Here is a 19619-nt window from a genome sequence, read left to right as displayed (position 1 = left end):
CTTTCTGGCGGCGGCGACCATCGCGGGCTTTTCGTGGCATCGGGTACTGTGCGGGTGGAGAACCTGGCCATCTCCGACGCACTCGCCCAAAGTGGCACCAGCCAAGGCGGTGGGGCCGGCGCGGGGCTTGGCGGAGCGCTGTTCGTCAATGAGGGCGAACCCTTGCCATCAGCAATGTCGACCTTTCCGGCAACGAGGCCAGGGGCGGCGCAGGCATGCTTGGGGATGGTGGCAATGACTGGGGAAGTCAGGGCGGCGTTGGCGGCTCACCCAATGGTGGCACCGGCGGGACGATGCCGGCAAGGGTCTTCATAACCGATAACCGCTCGATCGGCGAGACCCTCCAGAACGGGCCGAGGCGCAATGGGTGCAAAAGTCCGCTAAGGCAGTCCGTGTTGGCGGTTTCGCGTACTGCGAATGCTCCACCGGCTAGCGTTGGACCGAAGTCGATGTAGTGTTCGCGGATCAGCTGAAGCACGAAGTCGCGAACACCATCGACAATGCGATTGTTGGAACGCCGGCCACGCGCCTTGTGCCGGAGAGCCGCAGCGCCATCCGCTTGGAAAGTCTTCAACAGCCGCTGACCTGACGAACTGAAACGTCGAGCAGGTTTGCCGCTGCAACGCGCGTCATTCGCCGCTCAACAATCTTCGACAGAACCTCGACAGGCCGCAGCTCGCGTTTCGCTCGTCAGAACCGTGCAATCTCCCGCGCTCTCGAAGGCGGGGAGATTGGCAAGGCAGGAGCGACATTCCTACTTTGCCAGATCCGGACATTTTAACTTAGCTGCTACATTGCAAAGTCGCACAAAGGGCGGTCAGGCAACTGACACAATTCCTGGACGGTTCGCTGATCAGCGCGATTGATCAGCAGCCAAACACAGTTGGGCAGATTGGCTTTCAGATGGATGTGGCACGCAGGCGCGCCAGTCGTTCGCTCAGTTCGTCTTCGCCGTGGTACCTCGAGATCGAAGAAGGCCCCTTCGCCGAGCGGCTCCGCCCAACCTTTCGAGTGAGCGACAGAACACAGGAACGTTCCTTTTTCTCGGGCATTCTTTCCCTTAATCTGCTCGCATTCACTCCTACTTGCTCGGGCCCGAACATTGTCACCCAGAGAGCATGACTTGCCGAACCCTGGCGTCGATGAGACTTTCATCATCGATCTCATTCCTGCGTTGCGCGCATTTGCGCGAACAATTTGCCACGTGCCCGACGATGCCGATGATCTTGTCCAGGAGACATTGACCAAAGCGCTTGCCAATCTGGAAAAGTTCGAGCCGGGCACGCGCCTGAAGTCCTGGCTCTTCACCATCATGCGCAACACCCACTACACCCGCCTCAAAGCGGCGGCCAGGGAAGCGCCTGGATTGCTCGACTGTGCCTCAAGCCGGCCAATCTCGCAGCCCTCGCAAGACTGGTCCGTGCAAAGTAGGGAAGTACATCAGGCGATCCAGAATCTACCATCACACCAACGTGAGGTCCTGATGCTGATTGGCGTGCTGGGCGTAAGCTACGAGGAGACGGCCGAAATATGCGGCTGCGCCGTCGGCACCATCAAAAGCCGCCTCAACCGTGCGCGTGCCGGCGTTCTGGAGCTTCTAGGGGAAAGATCGTCGCAGGCGCTGATCGAGCGGCGGCCCCAACTTTCGGATAGTCACTGGGATGCTGAAAGCGCACGGCACTAAGCCGGCCCAGAATGATATAGGCGCTGAGCCTGCGTGACTTTTGTTTTCCGGGGTAAAAGCGGCCCAATTCAGACGAAGAAGAGAAACAAGTTCGCGCGCCTAGGCCCGAGTCGCGCCTGCCGGAGATGTTGGGGCAACGGCGAACACCGTCGCGGGCTTTCCGCTCAGCTAGCCAGGCTTCCGAAGGCCAAGTTTCCTCGCGCGCTTTTCGTGACCCAAGACCCGCATCTCGAACAGATGCTTCGTCGAGCGAGATTTCAGCAACGGTGCTGCCAATGACGTTCGACAGCCCACTGTAGCTGACATGCATACGGCTCGCCCCCGATGCGCTCTGAAAATCGCACTGTTTAGCCTCATTGAGCCAAGCTCTAGCGAGGCAGCGCGTAGGCGATTACCGAATCTCCTGCTTTGGTGCCAGTAGACCCATGACCGCCGGCAACAACGACAAGATACTGCCGACCGTCAGTAGCGTGGTAGGTGGACGGTGTTGCTTGCCCGCCCGCCGGCAGCCGTTGGCGCCAAATCTCGCGCCCTGTGCGAAGATCGTAACCGCGAACATAGTTGTCCATGGTTCCACTTAAGAATGCCACTCCGCCCGCGGTCACGATCGGCCCACCAATTCCGGGCACCCCCATTTTGAAGGGAAGCGGAATCGGCGACAGGTCGCGAACCGTGCCGTTGACATGGCGGTATACGGTCTTGCCCGTCCGCAGATCCACCCCGGCGACATATCCCCAGGGTGGCTGCTGACAGGGAAGGTCTAGAAACGAGTAGAAGGGCCCCATCTTGGCCGCATAAGGGGCGCCGAAATTTTCATTGAACACTGGGGCGCCCTTCTGAGTCACGACACGGGTCGTGTTGTCCGGCCTAGGCAGAAGCTGAGATGTGAAGGCCAGATAGACAGGCATGGCAAAGGCAATGTCTCGTTGCGGGTCCACCGCAATCGCGCCCCAATTGAAGACGCCGAAATTGCCCGGGTAGACAATGCTGCCCTCGGTGGAAGGCGGCGTAAACACCCCGTCATATCTCAGCTGACGGAAGCGGATGCGGCAATAGAGCTGATCTATGAGGGTGACGCCCCACATATCCGCTCCGGTAAGTGCCTTCGGCCGGAAAGACACTGCGGAGTGGGGCTGAGTCGGGGACGTATGATCGCGGTCCACAGCACCTTGCGGGGCGGGCTCTTCCTGGACGGGCAGAATGGGTTGTCCGGTGAGGCGGTTCAGAACAAATATTTCACCCTGCTTGGTCGGCGCAACCAAAGCCGGAACGTCCTGTCCGCCCACGGTGAGATCGACTAGGCTCGGCTGAGCCGGCACGTCATAGTCCCAGAGGTCATGGTGGACCGTCTGGAAGACCCAGGCGACCTTACCCGTGTCTGCGTGCAGCGCCAGGATCGAAGACGAAAACCGCTCGGTCTCGGGTCCGCGCTTGGCACCAAACTGGTCCGGCGACTCGTTGCCCATCGGAAAATAAACGAGTCCAAGCTTGGGGTCGTAGCTGGCGACGCTCCATGAATTCGGTGCATTGTTGGAATAGGTCTGACCATTGGGAATAGGACCGGTGGCATCTGGGTTCTTGCTGTCGAAATTCCACACAAGTGCGCCCGTATAGGCGTTGAAGGCTCTGATCACTCCAGATGGAGAGGTGGTTGCCACGTTGTCATTGACCGCTCCCGCAACGATGACAAGGTCGTGAGTGATGACGGGAGGCGACGTCGAATAGAAAGAACCTGGCGTCACGTTGGGCATGTTGGCCCACAGATTGACGGTGCCGTCAGCGCCGCCAAACCCCGGACAGATCTTGCCGGTCTCGGCGCTGATCGAGATAAGCCTGCCGTCCGATGTCGGGACGAAAAGCCGCTTCATGCATTCGCGGGTCAAGCTCACGCTGGCTGGCGGCTGATCGCGATTGATGACCGGGTTGGGAGCCCCAGGCTGTGCCTGTCCAGTCACCACATTTTGCGGCACCCCGGCGGCCTGCGTTGTAATTTCGTCGACGCTCTGCTGGAGATCGGCGCCAGCCTGCACGGGCGCCCCGGCGACATCCGGCGCGAGTGAAACGTTGGGGGGCAGGTCGGCCGGCGTGACCTCCTCATACGCGACCCCTCGGCAGGTCATGTGTTGAGTAGTCGCCTGGGGCGGCTCTTTGAGCTTAGGATCAAACCGCCATTTCTCTTTGCCTGTGTCTGGGTCGAGCGCTATCACTGTGCTGAACGGGGTGCAGATGTATACGGTGTCGTTGACCATCAGCGGCGTGACCTCATAGGTCGTCTCCTGGGGATCATTCTGCCCGCGTATCTGCCCTGTCTTGTATGTCCACGCCACCTGCAGGTTGCCGACGTTTTTCGGAGTGATCTGGGCTAAGGGCGAGTAGCGCTGGCCCATCGAGGTCCGTCCATAGGCGACCCATTGTCCTGGCGGGGTGCCGTCGCCTGAAGACGACACCGCCCCCATGCGGTCGTGATCGAAAGTGCCAGCAACATCCTCTGGATCCTGAAACATCGAATAAATGCCTGCGGCAGCCGCCAACACGATCACCGCCGCCAAAGCGGCATTATTGATATCAAAGCTTGTGCCGCTCCGATTGGACGCTACCGCCGCTCGATCGGAGCGGTTGGGTATGTTTATGAAGGCTGGCAGGAGCACGAGAACGCCGATTACCAGTATGAGCCCGCCCCGCGGCGCGAGGGCCCACCAGTTAAAGCCCACTTCCCATAGTGCCCAGCAGAGTGTGACCAGTGTCGCCAAAGCGTAAAGCCCCACGCCCTTTGGGTTATGGCGCGCCATCAGAATCCCGGATGTGGCGAGCATCGCACCCAGTACCAAATAGAACCAGCTGCCGCCCAAGACCGCCAACCAAAGGCCCCCGACGACGAGGATTGCTCCTACGACAAAAGTGATTGCCGACAGCACGAGCCGATACATCGCGCACTCTCCTGATTAGGTGTGAGTTTGTCGTCTCCGCATCGAAGCGCGACCTGATGAAGGCCCTAGCGAAGGTTCGACGAATTCCACGCTACGGCCGACGATCGAGCGCGTGGGGCGTCTCTCCGCCCGATCCTCCAGCCGTGGATCCACCACCCCGCAGGACGAGAATTGCTGCGATAATGACGACAAGGACGACCAGGGTAATTGCTATTCCGCGATTCACGCTTGAACTCCACATGAAGTACTTCCTTGGTGTCATTCGGGCTGATGCCGCCACCGCGCCTGCGACGGTTGCGATACTTGCCGGTCGAGAACGTTATCCGTATGGGGACCGACATTGTCGGCGAGGGCCGTTATAGGGCTGGAAGGTGTTGTCTGATCGCCTATAGGATCGATAATGATCATAGCACCGTCGAACGTGCCGACTGGATGCGGAGCCTTGTTGCATGAATTCCTCCCTAATGGCGTTGCATTTGGTTGCGAACAACAACGAGGTGGCTTTGTTCCGAATGCGCGGTCAAGTTTATTTGAACTCTTTAAGCTCCTGAAGCACAGCGAAGGAACGCTCGCAGCGCACACAAGATGCTCCTGACAATGCTCGGCTTCTGGCCGGAAGTGCTGTCGGGCCCATGCCTCCGCTGCTCGGCGGCACCGCCTGCAAGAGATTGATTACGCAATGAGCAGCCTGCCAGCGGCAGCCAGCCCGGCGTCGCCGCATAGCTCCAAATTTTGTGAGCTCAATGCCGCAGCAATTGTTTCCAGCAGGATTACCCACATGGTCGAAGGTCGCATCTGGTTTTAGTGGCGTCGTACATTACATTGGCAAGTCACTGGGCGAGCCGGGCCCCCCGGGAAGCGAGCGCTCAGCCGTCCAGCGTCAATAGGACTGATCTCTTCGTGTCGGATGGTGCCCAGATTTTAATGAGCTATAAGCAGTTGCGTGCCCTGACCATCCTGCCACGTTGGTCCTGCTTCCGGTGGTCATCCCATCTTGTTCTTCGCCCCGCCCGAGGTCGACTGGCGTAACCTGTAGGCGGTGAGCGGGTTCCAATGCACTTCCGCAGCTGACCCGGAGGCAAAATGGATGATTTGTCTATCGCCACCTTAGGGATGATCCTGCTCACGGCTTCGCTGGTTGCCATAATCTCGAGGCGTCTGCGGTTGCCCTACAGCGTCGGCTTGGTTGCGGCTGGCATTGCGCTGAGCTTCCTGCCGGGCGTGGCCGAATTGCCTCTCAGTCGTGATCTGATCTTTACCGTATTCCTGCCGCCGCTGATCTTTCAGGCGGCGCTGGAGATTGAGTGGCGTCACTTCAGGGTAAATCTCCCGGTGACAGCACTGCTCGCCTTTCCAGGGGTCGCCATCGCCGCAGCGGCTGTGGCGGCCGGCATGCATTTGCTGCTTGGATGGAGCTGGATCGGCGCGAGCCTGTTCGGGGTTCTAATCGCCGCCACGGACCCGGTATCGGTCCTGGCTGCCTTCAAAGAGATGAAAGTGCAACCTCGTCTCGGGCTCTTGGTGGAGTCCGAAAGCCTGCTTAACGACGGTGCGGCCGCCGTCGGCTTCGTGATCTTGCTGTCGATTGCTGCTGGCGCCAGCGCTACGCCTTTGGCAATAGCGTCGTCATTTGCCTGGACGGTGGCAGGCGGCGTGGCCATGGGCGCGCTCGTGGCAGCGGTGCTTCTTCTGATAGCGGGACGAACCGAAGATCATCTGGTGGAAATCACATTGACGACCATTGCTGCCTACGGCTCCTTTCTTATCGCTGAGAAGTTCGGCATGTCCGGTGTGCTCGCCACCCTCACGGCCGGTCTGCTGGTCGGCAATGTCGGCTGGAAGGGGGCAATTTCCGCCAATGCGCGGAGCCACGTCCTTGCCTTTTGGGCATATGCAGCGTTCCTGGCTAACTCAATCGTGTTCATTCTGATCGGCGGCCATGAAGCGCACCAGCCTTTGGGGATTTTTTCCGTAGGCTCGGCGATTGCCGTCCTACTCGTACTCCTTGGCCGGGTGCTGGCCATCTACCCGCTCTGTGGCCTGCTCGCCGGAACCGCACTCCAGGTTGATCTGAAGTATCAGCACATTTTGGTCTGGGGAGGACTGCGAGGCTCGCTCGCTCTGGCCTTGGCCCTCGCACTGCCCATAGGCATAGCCGAACGCGGCGAAATCATCGTTACGGCCTTTGCTGTCGTCGCCTTTTCGATCTTCGTCCAGGGCCTTACGATGCCTTGGCTCATTCGCCGAATGGGCCTGACGATTGATGATTGACAGCCTGACGGTTCCCGGCAGTCTACGGCTGCAACTTTGCCCATAGCCCGGCCGGTGGTGATGTGCAGGAAGACGACAAGGTTAGCGCCCATCTACGCGATGGCAAGCACGTCAGGGCCGAAATCACCGTCGGTTGGTAGATCAAGTCAATCTGCGCCGCGAGGAGATGGTGAGCAGGATGGCCAGTCCGAAGCCGAGCAGGTAACCCGCAAGGCTCCCGCCGGTTCATGTTCGTCAATGCGTTCTTCACCCGCGGGACCGCGACTGAAGACTTCCTGCTCGAAGGACAATTGCTACATGTCTTCACCGCTAGAGCCATGTATGAAGGACTGGATTTCGTCTAGGTCGATCTTCCCGTCACCATTCTCGTCCACGGCAGAGAAGATCCTGCCTACCGCGTCCTGAACCTCGTTCTCCGATAGAGATCCGTCGCCATCCGTGTCCAGCAAGCCAAGCATCAGACGCATCCCGGCGCCGCGCATCATGCGGTGACCGCGCTGTCCAGCCATTCGATGCCCTTGGCCCCAGTCACCGTGATTTTGCCAGCGGTCGCCGTGACGGTTGGCTACGTCGGGATGCTCAGCATCCTCGCCGCCGCCAGCTTCGTTGTCGCGGTCCTCATGACGGTAACCTTCGTTAGAACCGCGATCCTGTTGCAGCTTCTCCTGGACCGCTTGCTCGACCATTTGCCGGATCATTTCATGTGTCGGGCCACCCGCTTGTCCGTTCGCATCCGGCAACTGCCCGGCGCCGGGCTGTTCGGTCGCCGGAGCGGGCGCTGGTGTCGTCGGCGCCGGTGTTCCGCTTGTCTGGGCGAGCGCAGGAAAAGTCACAACTATAAAGGCGGCGGCCGCAGCCGTCGTGCTAGGCGGAAATTTCATGGCATGCTCCATCCATCCGTCGTTTGCCTGGAAACCCTGCGCCAAACTGGAGCTTGATCCGATTGTTCCGCCAACAGGCTCGGGTCACGACGAAGTTACAGGAAACGCCGCAACTGGCGCCGGTGCATTGCGCCGGTGCCGTCACGTCTTGGGCGGACCGCAACGTTTCAGCCCAGCGACTGTGGTTTGGTGGTCGCCGCCCCATCTTAGGCGCGAGTAGCGCGCTGCCGCGCCTGGTTCAACCCTGCACGAACGCGACCAGCCGCTATGGGGCGGGCTGGGTATCGGCGGTCACTGAGCTGGAACGAGGACCGCTGCACCGTCTTCGGCGAGGCCTTCGCCAAGTCGAGCCTGAAAGAGTTCGGCGACAGCCGATCCATCGGCGCCAAGCTCGGCATCAGCGTCAAGTGGCAGTCAGCAGGTTGACGGCTGACTCGAATCAAGCCGCTCGATCGGGCAACGCGCTCCCATTTCAAGTCGAAATTGGCAGATCACCGCTTGCAAATCGGCCGCCGCTGTCTTTTGCTCGCGCGACAGTCAGTCCTCCCTTGATGGTTGAATGCTTGGCGAACGGATGAACAAGATCGATCGGCGACGGCCAGAATACGAAATGGGCGGCACCGTAAATGCCGTGCGCCTTGGAACGCGGTTGCGCCTCGCTCGGCAAACGCGCGGCATGACGCTAAAGTCGCTGGCCACCGCTGCGAACTGCTCTGAAAGCCTTTTGTCCAAGATCGAGAACGGAAAGGCTTCGCCATCGCTGCCCATGCTTCACCGCCTGGTCGAGGTTCTGGACACTAATATCGGCTGGATGTTCGAGGAGGTCGACGATGACGAGGCGATCGTCTTCCGGGCAGGTGCGCGACCGTTGATCACACTGGACGCGTTGAGGCGCGGCGACGGCATCTCGCTCGAACGCGTCATTCCGTATTCGTCCGGTCACCTGCTCCAGTGCAATATCCATCACATCGAGCCAGACGGCGAGAGCGAAGGTCCGATCCAGCATGTCGGCGAGGAAGTCGGCTATGTGCTTACGGGTCGGATCGAGCTGATCGTCGACGGGAAGAACCATGACCTCACTGCTGGCGACGCGTTCGTGTTCAGGTCGGAGCTACCGCATCACTACCGCAACGTTGGGAAGGAGCGCGCGAGCATTTTCTGGGTCAACACGCCGGCGACCTTCTGATTGCGTTTCGATCGTTCAAACTCATTGACAAATATTCAAGTGTCTTGAATTGTTGCCTCGTGCCTGTAGCACCAATGGGACCAAGCAAATTGAGGTTTGGCCCGCAAGCAAGGGGAATCGCAAATGCGTCTGTTCAAACTTCTCGTCGGTTGCGCGGCCGTCATTGCCATTGGCTCGACAGCCATGGGATCAGCTCTCGCCGACACCTTCGCTCTCGTCAACATCAACCAGCAAGCCCTGTTCTTCAACCAGATCAATGAGGGCGCGCAGAAGGCGGCCGATGCCGCCGGCGCCAAGCTCGTCATCTTCAATGCCAACAACGTCCCGAGCGCGCAGAATGACGCGATCGAGACCTACATCACACAGAAAGTCGATGGCATCATCCTGGTCGCCATCGACGTGAACGGCGTCAAGCCTGCGATCACTGCTGCCAAGGCGGCCGGCATCCCCGTGGTTGCCATCGATGCGCAGATCCCGAACGGCGATAACGTCGCCTTCATCGGGGTCGACAACACCAAGGCTGGTGCGGATATCGGCAAATTCTACGCCGACTATGTGAAGACCGAGATGGGCGGCAAAGCCAAGATCGGCATCATCGGCGCGCTCAATTCTTTCATCCAGAACCAGCGGCTAGACGGCTTCAAGAAGGCCGTCACCGATAGCGGCGAGGCGATCACTTTTCTCGATACGGTCGACGGTCAGAACGTTCAGGAGACGGCGTTGAGCGCTTCGGAGAATTTGATGACCGCCAATCCGGACATGACGACGCTCTATGCGACCGGCGAGCCGGCGTTGCTGGGTGCTGTTTCCGCCGTAACCAGCCAGGGCCGCACCGGCGACGTCAAGGTGTTTGGCTGGGACCTCACCAAGCAGGCGGTTCAGGGCATCGACGATGGCTGGGTGGTGGCGGTGGTCCAGCAGGATCCGGCCGGCGAAGGCAAGGCCGCAGTCGAAGCGCTGACTAAGTTAAAGAAGGGCGAAAAGGTCGACCCGATCATCAACATTCCGGTGACGATCGTGACCAAGAAGAACGTCGACCAATACCGTGCGATGTTGAAGTAAGCTGCATCGACGGCCGATCCTGCGGCGGCGCCTGAGGCTACGCCGCGGATGCTTTTGCAAAATGGCGTATATTCAAGATGAGCAGTAGCGAGACCTACCGGGTGCGCATGAGCGGCATCTCAAAGCGCTACAACGCCATCCAGACGCTCGATGACGTGTCCCTGACGCTGAAGCCGGGCGAGGTCCTGGGCCTGGTCGGTGACAATGGCGCGGGAAAATCGACGTTGAGTAAAGTGCTGTCGGGAGCGGTTATCCCCGACGCCGGCACTATCGAGATTGATGGAATGCCGGTGACCTTCAACTCGCCGGCGGACTCCCGTGCAGCGCGTGTAGAGATGGTCTATCAGGACCTGTCGCTATGCGACACGATCGATGTCGCCGGTAATCTGTTTCTCGGCCGCGAGCCGCGCCGGCACATCGCCGGCATCTCCTTTCTCGACAAGAAGCGCATGCATGAGCAAACGCGCCAGATGCTCGACCGCCTCGGCATCGTTATCGCCGACACGCGGCTCAAGGTCGAAAACCTGTCCGGCGGGCAGCGACAATCGATCGCGATCGGCCGGGCTGCCTCTTTCGAGCCTTCGGTGCTGATCATGGATGAGCCGACGGCAGCGCTTGCCGTCGCCGAGGTCGAGGCTGTGCTGGACCTGATCCGCACCGTGAGCGCCCGCGGCGTAAGCGTTATTCTGATTACCCACCGCCTCCAGGATCTGTTCCTCGTCTGCGACCGCATCCAAGTCATGTACGAAGGACGCAACGTCGCCGAGCGGCTGATCGGCGAAACCAATATTGAAGACGTGGTCAATCTGATCGTTGGCCGCAAATTCAATGCTCGTTCAGCTGCCAATCGACACCGCGATGGAGCACCGATATGAGCGAAGCGACCAACTCCGCTCAGTCCCGAAGGGTGCGCGAGGCCACATGGCGAGAAGCGATGCTCGCCAATGGTAGTGTCGTGTCTATTGCGCTGTTCTTTCTTGTCGTCTGCATTATTTTCTCGGTAGCGACCAACGCCTTCCTGACATCGCCCAATCTGTTGAACATCCTGCGCCAGTCGGCGCCGCTGCTGATCGTTGCCGCGGCCATGACCTTCGTCATCACCACGGGCGGCATCGATCTTTCAGTCGGCTCCGTGCTGGCGCTAGTGGCAACGCTGTCGGCGACACTGCTTCAGTTCGGCCTGCCATGGCCGGCTGTCATCCTCGCCATGCTTGCGCTGGGTGCCCTTCTCGGCGCGATGCAAGGCTATTTCGTGGCCTATGAGGGCATCCCGGCCTTCATCGTCACGCTTGCCGGGCTCTCGGTGATCCGTGGCGTGGCGCTGCTCATCACCGGCGGCTATTCTATCCCCGTCGAGCCGGGAAGCTCTTTCACGGTCATTGGCCGCGCCTGGTTTCTCGGTGTGCCGGTGCCGGCGCTGATCGCGGTCGCGATCCTCGCGATCGCCTACCTGGCATTCAACGAGACGCCGTTCGGCCGCTATGTGACCGGCGTTGGCGCCAACACCGAAGCGGTGAGACGCGCCGGCGTGAACACGCGGCTGATGACCCTTTTCGTCTATGTGATTTCCGGCACCGCGGCGGCGCTTGCGGGGATCATCATTGCTGCCCGACTCGGATCCGGATCCTCGAATGCCGGGCAAGGCTTCGAGCTTGAGGTGATCGCCGCCGTTGTGCTTGGCGGCACCAGTCTGTTCGGCGGCCGCGGAACCATCATTGGCACGGTGCTCGGCGCACTTACTGTGGCCGTCATCGGCAACGGCCTGATCCTGGCGCATCTGTCGCCCTTCCTGACGCCGATCGTGACCGGCACGATCATTCTGATCGCCATCTGGCTGAACTTCCGCCTGTTCCGCGGCGCCGTTCGGAGCCGTTGAGCTCATGAATAGTCTCTTCGATAACGCGCCGCGCAAGCAACGGCTGGAGATCGGAGTTGAGACCGGCCATGTGATGACGGTGCTCGGCTCCATCCCTGTCGACGAGATGGGGATTACCCTGATGCACGAGCACATCTTGCTCGACGGCGGGCGCACCTGGAAATGTCCTTGTCATCCGGACGACATGGCGCTCGCCGAGCAGCCGGTGAATATTGAAATCATCGGCGAACTGCGTATGAACCCTTACGTGAATCGCGACAATGTTTCGCTTGACGACAGCGACCTGGCGTTGTCGGAGCTGCAACGCTATCGCGCGCTCGGGGGTCACACCGTCGTCGACGCGACCAACATCGGTATCGGCCGCGAGCCGGACAAGCTTGCCCGCATCAGTCGCATGTCCGGTCTGAAGATCGTCATGGGCACCGGCTTCTATCTCGAGCACACCCATCCCGAATGGCTGAAGGCGATGGACGTCGACGCGGTGACCGAGTTCATTGTCAACGATGTCGGTGGGGGCGAGACGCAGCCGCCAATCATGGCCGGCCTGATCGGCGAGGTCGGCGTCAGCAAGGACTTCACCGCCGAGGAAAGAAAGTCGCTGAGAGCTTCCGCCCGAGCCTCGCGCATCACGGGCGTGCCGCTGTCAATCCATCTGCCGGGCTGGGAGCGCCTCGCGCACGACGTGCTCGATGTCGTGCAGGACGAGGGCGCCGATCTTCGTCACACCGTCCTCTGCCACATGAATCCCAGCCACGACGATCTGGACTACCAGACAAGCCTCGCCCGGCGCGGCGCGTTCCTCGAATACGATATGATCGGCATGGACTACTATTATGCCGATCAGAATGCGCAATCGCCCTCCGATGACGAGAATGCACGAGCGATAGCGGCGCTTGTCGAAGCGGGGTTGGGCGACCGGCTGCTTCTCTCCCAGGATGTGTTCCTCAAGATCATGCTAACCCGCTTCGGCGGCTTCGGCTACGGCTACATCCTGAAGCACTTCGTGCCTCGTCTGAAACGGCATGGCGTCGAGCAGGCAGCGATCGACCGCATGTTGATCGCCAATCCCAAGGCGGTGTTCGGGCAGCAGAATTAAAACGGCCAAGAATTACGGCGGCCAGCTTTGCGGCAGCCCAGACCTACTGCGGAGTTAAAATGTCCAAGAAGAAGATCCTGCTAGCCGGCGAATCATGGGTCTCGACGGCGACCCATATCAAGGGCTTCGACCAGTTTCCGACGGTCACTTACCACACCGGCGCGGACGAACTGCTGACGGCACTGAGTGCGACCGATTTCGACGTCACCTTCATGCCGGCGCATGAGGCGCAGCGCAGCTTTCCGCAAACGATGGAAGCCCTCTCTGCATATGACGCGGTGGTGCTTTCCGATATCGGCGCCAACACGCTGTTGCTGCATCCCGACACCTGGGTTCACTCGAAGCGAACGCCGAACCGCCTGCGTCTGCTGCGCGATTATGTGAGCGCCGGCGGCGGACTTCTGATGTTCGGCGGCTATTACAGCTTCCAAGGCATCAACGGCGGCGCGCGCTATCGCAAGACCCCGGTCGAGGACGTGCTGCCGGTGAACTGCCTCGCGGTCGACGACCGCGTCGAGGTCCCGGAGGGCTTTGCGCCTGTGATGAAGGGTTCGCCCGGCCATCCCATCCTGAACGGTCTCGGTGCGGACTGGCCAATGCTGCTCGGCTTCAACGAGGTGACGCTGAAGGACGGGGCGGAAGTTCTGGCCACCGTGTCGTCGGAATATGGATCACTGCCGCTGCTCGTCACCGGCAACTACGGCAAGGGCCGCACCGTGGCCTGGACGTCCGATGTCGGACCGCATTGGCTGCCGCCGGAGTTCATCGCCTGGGAAGGCTACAAGACCCTGTTCGAGCAGATGCTTGGCTGGGCAACCGGCGGGAACTGACCGATGCACGTCCACGTCGTGGGCAACGCCTGTGTCGACACGACGTTTCGCCTTGGCCGCTTCCCTGCCGCCGGCGAGACTTTGAACGCCGTTGCCTATTCTGACGGTCTCGGCGGCAAGGGCGCAAACCAGGCGGTCGCAGCCGCGCGAACGGGCGCGGCGGTGATGCTGTGGACGGCGCTCGGCAAGGACCCGGTGGGCGCATGGATCAGGAGCCGGCTCGACATGGAGTTGTCGGACGTGTGGGTGAGCGAATTCGAGCTGCCGAGCGACCGCTCGAGTATCGTCATCGATGCTGGCGGCGAGAACTTCATCGTCAGTGGCGTTGCCTGCAGCGAAGTATTCGATCCGATCGCGCAAACTACGCTTGCGCGCCGGATTACGCTTGGCGACATCCTTGTCTGCCAGGGGAACCTGCAACGCGCCGCGACAAATACCTGCCTGAGGGCGGCACGGGAAAATGGTGCGCGCACCATTCTGAACGCCAGCCCTTTCGATCAGGCCGCTATGCCTGACTTCGGCCTGGCAGACATGTTGGTGGTGAACCAATCCGAGGCGAAAGCGCTGACGGGTCAGACAGACATGGCGGCAGCGGCCGGCGCGCTCACGGCGGAAGGCGCCGGGAAAGTCGTGATCACGCTGGGCGCCAAGGGTTGTCTTGTGCTTGGCCCGGACCAGGCAGGAACACTTCATTTGCCGGCCCCCCACGTCGAGGCGATCGACACCAGTGGTGCTGGCGACGTGTTCTGTGGCTGCCTGGCCGGCGGGCTCGCAAAGGGGATGCCGGTTACCTCAGCGCTGAAGTTCGCGCTCGCCGCCGCAGCAATCTCGGTGACACGGCCGGGCACATTGTTGTCCTGCCCTTCCGCGTCTGAAATGGCAGCGCTTGTCGATCAAACGGAGTTCTCATGACACAGCCCTCACGTCCGATCGGGCAATCAGGCAGTGACGCACTCGTCCAGCTTTTCGGCCGCAGCAAAGTGGTGATCGGCGTCGTTCACCTTGCGCCACTTCCCGGCGCGCCACGCTATAACGGCGAGGCGATAGAGGCGATCTACCAGCGAGGGCTCGACGATGCGCGCGCCTATCTCGATGGCGGATGCGACGGCGTGATCGTCGAGAACCATGGCGATATCCCCTTCGCAAAACCTGACGATATCGGACCGGAGACAGCAGCCTATATGGCGGTCGTATCCGATCGAATTCGCCGCGAACTCGGCAAGCCGATCGGCATCAATGTGCTAGCCAATGCCGCGATCCCGGCGCTTGCGATCGCCAGTGCTGCTGGCGCGGGGTTCGTCCGTGTCAATCAATGGGCCAATGCCTACGTCGCCAACGAGGGCTTCGTAGAGGGCGAGTCTGGCCGCGCAGCACGCTACCGCGCCCGGCTGCGCGCCAACGGCATCCGAATTTTCGCCGATGCTCATGTCAAGCATGGCGCGCACGCCATCGTTGGCGACCGCCCGGTGGAGGAATTGGTCAAGGATCTGGCCTTCTTCGACGCCGACGCCATTATCGCAACAGGTCAGCGCACCGGGCACGCCGCAGATCTAACTTACATCCGCATCATCAAGGACGCCGCCGGCCTCCCTACACTAGTCGGTAGCGGTGTGACGCCCGACAACGCCAACGACATCCTTGGCATCGTCGACGGTGTCATCATCGCAAGCGCGCTGAAGCACGACGGCGTCTGGTGGAACCAGGTCGACGCCGCCCGGGTGAAGGCTTTTACGGCCGGGCTCAGGCGATGACCGAACGGAAATCCAAACGCCTGCTGGTCGCCGTGTGGCGATAGCGACGGTTGCCTAAGGCTATGACGCCAGGCACCTGCGGATCCCCGAATGTCCGCACTCTTGCGGGCTCGCGGGATAGCGCACTGCCTAGCAATTGAGGGAACTCGGGAGGGCGCTAAGTGCGTCTCGCCAGTCGTGTCGACGGCTGAAAGTCCGCGTGGCCCAGGAGGCGCATGTCTGCCTTTCCTCATCTGCCCTTCGTGCCCTTAGGCGGCCTGTGAGAAATTCCCATTCCGGCCGGCCCATCAGCGCCACGTGCGCGAACGGGGTCCGTGCGGCCCTTCGGTGATGAGATTGTGCCCTTGAGGCTTTCGTTTTCGAGACGATCCCAGTGCGGGTGCGTCAGGCACTTCAGAATGGATTTTGGAAATCGCTTTGGCATCATTAGTCCCGACTCTTGACCACATTTCCCGAATGCACCTCTTAAAAAGGGCGCGCCCGAGGATGAGAAGTAGGTGGGATGGCCTTCGGCGATCGCACCGAGGCAGTCTGGAGGGAACCATGACACCAGCATCTGTGAGAAAGGCGGTTATCGCCTGGATCCAAAAGGCCTATTCGACGATCTTCAGCGCTCTTACGAGTTGGCTCTCCTCCGGCGTACTTGTTGACGGTCGCATATAGCTCGGCCGCTAAGGTCAGGGGAGATGTCTCATTGTCCTCGATCATCGTCTCAAGCTCAGGCGTCATTCTGAGCAGCCGGTGCCATCCAACTGCCTGGTCGAGAACCTCCAATGCGTTTTGGCCCGTCGTTGGCGGCCTGCAGGGCCGTGACGACGTCGACGTCTCTAGGCCGAACAGGATGCTTGAACGGCATCCCTGAGCTTACAGCCGAACAGAGGAACAAACGAAGCTTGGCGCCCGTGGGCTTGTCCCACATCGGCCTTGAAGATCATCGGGCGTTCGGTCTGCCAGTTCGTCGTTACAATGCCGACGCCAGTTTTCAGAGCTTCGGGACCACTGTCTTGGAAGACCTCCTGCGCCAGCTTCGCCAGTGCCGCGGTTTTGGCGTCGCGCGATCGCTGCTTCATGACGGTTGGCACGTACTCTTTGTAAAGGACATGAATGTCTTCGAGGCTTTGCCAGTCGCCAGCAGAGTCCCGATGATCGAGCCTGTGCTAGTGCCGTAGATGAGGTCGAAAACTTTGTGCAAGCGCTTGCCCGCAGCCGCCTTAACCTCGGCGAGAACGCCAAGCGTGTAGAACGCCTTGGCGCCACCACCATCGAGGCTGAGTATTCGGAAAGTCTTGCTTGCGGCTGTCGTCTTGACCATTGAGCCCAATATCCCGTCTGTCTCAACATATAGGCGAATTATCCTGGCAGGCGTCGAGGACAGTTGGTGCGGTCGAGCGCCAGCATTCGGGCCGCGACGGGTTCAGCATCTGCACCACGAGCTGCGCGACAACCGCCTGATCCAGCCGGATCGACTGGAAAAAACGCTGCAGGCGGCGACAGTTCGACCCGTGCTGCCCTCCCGGGAAATGGCTCGCAACATGGCTCAGTCTTTCGCTGCAGGCGCGCACCGGCGCGTCACCGTCGCATTTCAAACTTGCTGTCAATGTCGCGTCTCTTTGACACAAATAGAGACTGGAAACGAGACTTCGAATTACCAAAATTCTCGTTCGGAATTGTTCTCGAAATCGTAGATCTCGCTCGCCACCCTGTTCTGCAATCGCTCCATCTCTTTGACTGTCTGTCCGCGGGATAGGCCGTTGCGCTCTATGCCATCGCAGGCTTTGGCCAAATGCTCGGCGGCATCCTGAATTGAGTCGGTATCATAAGAGCACAAGAATTCCGCTGTGCATTCTTCATCTGCAACGGTCTTGGCTCGCTTGAGCGCCGCTTTGGCCATTTCACACCCGAACCGATTTAGAACCATGGTCTGCGAGGGCTTGGTGCTGACCCAGTACGCGGGGTCTCTGAAGAAGCCCGTCAGGTTCTCGAACGTCAGATCCCCTGCAATCTTGTATAGCCCCAGAGCGTCTTTCGTTATTGCAAGATCGTGTTTTCTGGCGAGGCTCTGGACAACGGACAATTTGTCCTCCGAGATGGTCGGTACGTTCAGAACCCAGTGCCCCTTTGTGAACTGGAGATAGCCGAATATGGTATCCCCATCCTTGGGCATAAGAGCCACAGCGTTTATTTCCTCTCCCTTCACACCACAATGCAAACAGCCGAATATGCCAAGGGCTCCGAAATGCACGTCTGCAGGGTCTTTGTTGGGAGCGGGAAACGCAATCTGGTAGAGTCCCTGCCTATCATGACGGACGGTGAAGACCTGCACCTTCTCGTTCTCTCCCGTATAGTAGATGTCATCCAGCGGCTTTTCGGGTTTAAAGTTGGCGGGCATCTGATTGAGTGGCTCGCTCTCCACGCAACCGATCAAGAGCAGTGCAGCCGCTAGACTGCTGATGGTTCTCAACGAAGACAGGATTTGCACTGTACCCCCCAGCACATGTTGCGCGGGAAGAGTAGCACAGCCGAAACTAGCTTAGAACACCTACTTAGGAAGTTAGCAGCGCACCGCTGAGAGGCAGCGGCCGGCGGTCTGCACCTTTGGTGGAGTCCAATTTCGCACGCTGATTTACAGAATGCATATGGAATGGCGCCTTCTTGCTCTGATGCATTTCGGTTGTGTCCGCGCCGAGTGCTTTCGCTGCCATCTTGAAGTCGTCGACGCCGTGAAAGATCAGCCGTACATAGTATATGCGCTGCACCTTCGTCGTTGGGAGGTCATGCTTGATAGTTCCAATCGTCAGAGATTCCCCTGAACCGAACGCACTACTCCCTTCGGCTAAAATGACTTCCTGAGATTGGAGCTGTATTCTGGTTCTTTTCGAAGGAGACGACGTTCCGACGCGGTACGGATCGCCAATTCCAGGTCCAGCCCCGCGCCGTCGCGAAAGCAGGGGAGTCCAAATGACTGACCACACATTGGTCCATGGAACGGCTTCGATAGGCCGTAACATCCTGTGGTGTGCAGGGATCGTGTTGGCGAGTTTCCTCAACCTCGCGCCTGCGACAGCGGCGGATGCTGAAGCATCCGCCCGGACAGCGGGACAGACTGCCGCCACAACGCAGCTCGAAGGGACCTATTCAGTCCAGGGGACCAATCCCGACGGCTCGCGATATGCGGGTGCCTGCAAGGTCACGAAAGTCGGCGAGAACCGCTTTCGGTTCGAATGGTCAGTTGGCAATAGCTACAAGGGCGAAGGCTTGCTGAAGGGTGATATCCTTACCGTCGACTGGGGAAGCGATGCGCCCGTTATCTACCAGGTGAGACCGAATGGAAAACTTGAGGGGACTTGGGCAAGGGGCCGGGCAACAGAGATCCTCGCCGAGCGGAAAACCGTCCTGACCCGTACTCCCGATGCCGCGGATGGTTCCGGTTCAGTATCTGATCCGACCGTCGAGGTGATGAAAGGCATTCTTACACTACTGGGAGCGGCTGCATTGAGAAAGGCGCAGCAGTCGCCTGGCCCCGGCGCCGACGATTCCAATGCGGCAATCGAGGAAAACCGCAAGACAGAGGAAGAGATGCGTGAAAATCAAAGACACTGGAACTGCCTGACCGCGCAGGGCTTAGGCGACGAGTCGGGAATGGCACTCAACGGATGCTAGAAACCTCCGTGCCAACCGGAAGGCGAGGTGCTTGCGGTCGGCAAAGCCGGACTCGGAAAGACTGTAGCGCTCAACTGGATAGCCGCCCAAAGCGGAGCTGCCTATTGTGAAGTTGCGCAGCATACCAAGGCTATCAGGCCGATGTTCCTGATGCTGCATGACGTTACGGCGTCCAAAGGGACAGCAAGCACACATACGATCTTGCCAAGGATTGCATGAACTTTTTGGGCGCCCGATGCGGCCCGACGCGTCCGTTGCTCGTGGACGAATATCAGAACTTCACACCCACTGTTTTGCGGGAGCTGCTGCATCTTCAGGGTAAGCGCTGTTTTGGGACCACCTTTCGGGAGTGGTCGCGATCTGTGAGGTTGCCGGTTCTGTAGTGGGATCGGAGA

General features: G+C 60.0%; 17 protein-coding genes and 2 pseudogenes. 12 read left to right on the top strand and 7 right to left on the bottom strand.

Translation table 11 applies throughout. From position 1 onward, the window contains the following. Window positions 1–454 precede the first annotated feature (454 nt). Window positions 455–589 carry a hypothetical protein gene (locus FJ426_RS32035; protein ID WP_281405490.1) on the top strand — a complete coding sequence of 45 codons (135 nt, stop codon included), beginning with the start codon at window positions 455–457 and terminating at the stop codon, window positions 587–589. 564 nt (window positions 590–1153) lie between these two features. After that, the gene (locus tag FJ426_RS16435) at window positions 1154–1684 is read left to right on the top strand and encodes a sigma-70 family RNA polymerase sigma factor (protein ID WP_181176967.1); all 531 of its coding nucleotides are present in this window, start codon (window positions 1154–1156) and stop codon (window positions 1682–1684) included. A gap of 368 nt (window positions 1685–2052) precedes the next feature. Here the strand turns inward: FJ426_RS16435 and FJ426_RS16430 are convergent, their stop codons facing one another. Together FJ426_RS16430 and FJ426_RS16425 are read right to left on the bottom strand one after the other, a co-directional pair. Further along, window positions 2053–4611, bottom strand: a complete 2559-nt coding sequence (locus FJ426_RS16430; protein ID WP_140825318.1) for a membrane-bound PQQ-dependent dehydrogenase, glucose/quinate/shikimate family — start codon at window positions 4609–4611, stop codon at window positions 2053–2055. Between the two features lie 319 nt (window positions 4612–4930). Beyond that, window positions 4931–5047: pseudogene (locus FJ426_RS16425) on the bottom strand (BA14K family protein); the annotation flags it as partial. Between the two features lie 647 nt (window positions 5048–5694). On the opposite strand from FJ426_RS16425, the gene FJ426_RS16420 reads away from it, so the two are divergent. Further along, entirely contained in the window at window positions 5695–6882 is a 1188-nt protein-coding gene (locus FJ426_RS16420) for a cation:proton antiporter (RefSeq protein ID WP_140825316.1), read from the top strand. A 293-nt stretch (window positions 6883–7175) separates the two neighbouring features. On the opposite strand, the gene FJ426_RS16415 is transcribed toward FJ426_RS16420, so the two are convergent. Beyond that, window positions 7176–7763: an EF-hand domain-containing protein gene (locus tag FJ426_RS16415; RefSeq protein ID WP_140825315.1), complete on the bottom strand. Its 588-nt coding sequence runs from the start codon at window positions 7761–7763 to the stop codon at window positions 7176–7178. 574 nt (window positions 7764–8337) lie between these two features. Here FJ426_RS16415 and FJ426_RS16410 point away from each other — a divergent pair. From FJ426_RS16410 to FJ426_RS16375, 8 genes are all read left to right on the top strand, one after another. Then, the gene (locus tag FJ426_RS16410) at window positions 8338–8949 is read left to right on the top strand and encodes a cupin domain-containing protein (protein ID WP_140825314.1); all 612 of its coding nucleotides are present in this window, start codon (window positions 8338–8340) and stop codon (window positions 8947–8949) included. Between the two features lie 123 nt (window positions 8950–9072). Beyond that, window positions 9073–10011 carry a substrate-binding domain-containing protein gene (locus tag FJ426_RS16405; RefSeq protein ID WP_140825313.1) on the top strand — a complete coding sequence of 313 codons (939 nt, stop codon included), beginning with the start codon at window positions 9073–9075 and terminating at the stop codon, window positions 10009–10011. A 77-nt stretch (window positions 10012–10088) separates the two neighbouring features. After that, window positions 10089–10886 carry an ATP-binding cassette domain-containing protein gene (locus FJ426_RS16400; RefSeq protein WP_140825312.1) on the top strand — a complete coding sequence of 266 codons (798 nt, stop codon included), beginning with the start codon at window positions 10089–10091 and terminating at the stop codon, window positions 10884–10886. After that, entirely contained in the window at window positions 10883–11887 is a 1005-nt protein-coding gene (locus FJ426_RS16395) for an ABC transporter permease (RefSeq protein WP_140825311.1), read from the top strand. The genes FJ426_RS16400 and FJ426_RS16395 overlap by 4 nt, the downstream gene beginning before the upstream one ends. A gap of 4 nt (window positions 11888–11891) precedes the next feature. After that, window positions 11892–12983, top strand: coding sequence for a phosphotriesterase (locus FJ426_RS16390; RefSeq protein WP_140825310.1), 1092 nt, complete (start codon window positions 11892–11894; stop codon window positions 12981–12983). Between the two features lie 59 nt (window positions 12984–13042). After that, window positions 13043–13813: a glutamine amidotransferase gene (locus tag FJ426_RS16385; RefSeq protein ID WP_140825309.1), complete on the top strand. Its 771-nt coding sequence runs from the start codon at window positions 13043–13045 to the stop codon at window positions 13811–13813. A gap of 3 nt (window positions 13814–13816) precedes the next feature. Next, window positions 13817–14725, top strand: coding sequence for a PfkB family carbohydrate kinase (locus tag FJ426_RS16380; RefSeq protein WP_140825308.1), 909 nt, complete (start codon window positions 13817–13819; stop codon window positions 14723–14725). After that, a complete protein-coding gene (locus FJ426_RS16375; protein WP_140825307.1) occupies window positions 14722–15564 on the top strand; it encodes a BtpA/SgcQ family protein in 843 nt (280 codons plus the stop codon). The genes FJ426_RS16380 and FJ426_RS16375 overlap by 4 nt, the downstream gene beginning before the upstream one ends. A gap of 633 nt (window positions 15565–16197) precedes the next feature. On the opposite strand, the pseudogene FJ426_RS32175 reads toward FJ426_RS16375, so the two are convergent. The 4 genes and pseudogenes from FJ426_RS32175 to FJ426_RS16360 all read right to left on the bottom strand — a co-directional run. Then, window positions 16198–16387, bottom strand: a pseudogene (locus FJ426_RS32175) (hypothetical protein); the annotation flags it as partial. Window positions 16388–16391: 4 nt separating this feature from the next. Beyond that, window positions 16392–16634: a hypothetical protein gene (locus FJ426_RS31620; RefSeq protein WP_210242252.1), complete on the bottom strand. Its 243-nt coding sequence runs from the start codon at window positions 16632–16634 to the stop codon at window positions 16392–16394. After that, entirely contained in the window at window positions 16631–16876 is a 246-nt protein-coding gene (locus tag FJ426_RS31615) for a patatin-like phospholipase family protein (protein WP_210242331.1), read from the bottom strand. The genes FJ426_RS31620 and FJ426_RS31615 overlap by 4 nt, the downstream gene beginning before the upstream one ends. Before the next feature lie 333 nt (window positions 16877–17209). After that, on the bottom strand, window positions 17210–18025 hold the full coding sequence (locus FJ426_RS16360) for a hypothetical protein (RefSeq protein ID WP_140825306.1): 816 nt from the start codon (window positions 18023–18025) through the stop codon (window positions 17210–17212). Between the two features lie 497 nt (window positions 18026–18522). On the opposite strand from FJ426_RS16360, the gene FJ426_RS16355 reads away from it, so the two are divergent. Further along, window positions 18523–19224 carry a hypothetical protein gene (locus FJ426_RS16355; RefSeq protein WP_140825305.1) on the top strand — a complete coding sequence of 234 codons (702 nt, stop codon included), beginning with the start codon at window positions 18523–18525 and terminating at the stop codon, window positions 19222–19224. Window positions 19225–19619 lie beyond the last annotated feature (395 nt).

This window comes from Mesorhizobium sp. B2-6-4, assembly GCF_006441495.1.
Taxonomy (GTDB): Bacteria; Pseudomonadota; Alphaproteobacteria; order Rhizobiales; family Rhizobiaceae; genus Mesorhizobium.
The sequence above is the reverse complement of the archived record's forward strand: the minus strand, read 5'-3'. Positions and strand labels throughout refer to the sequence as shown.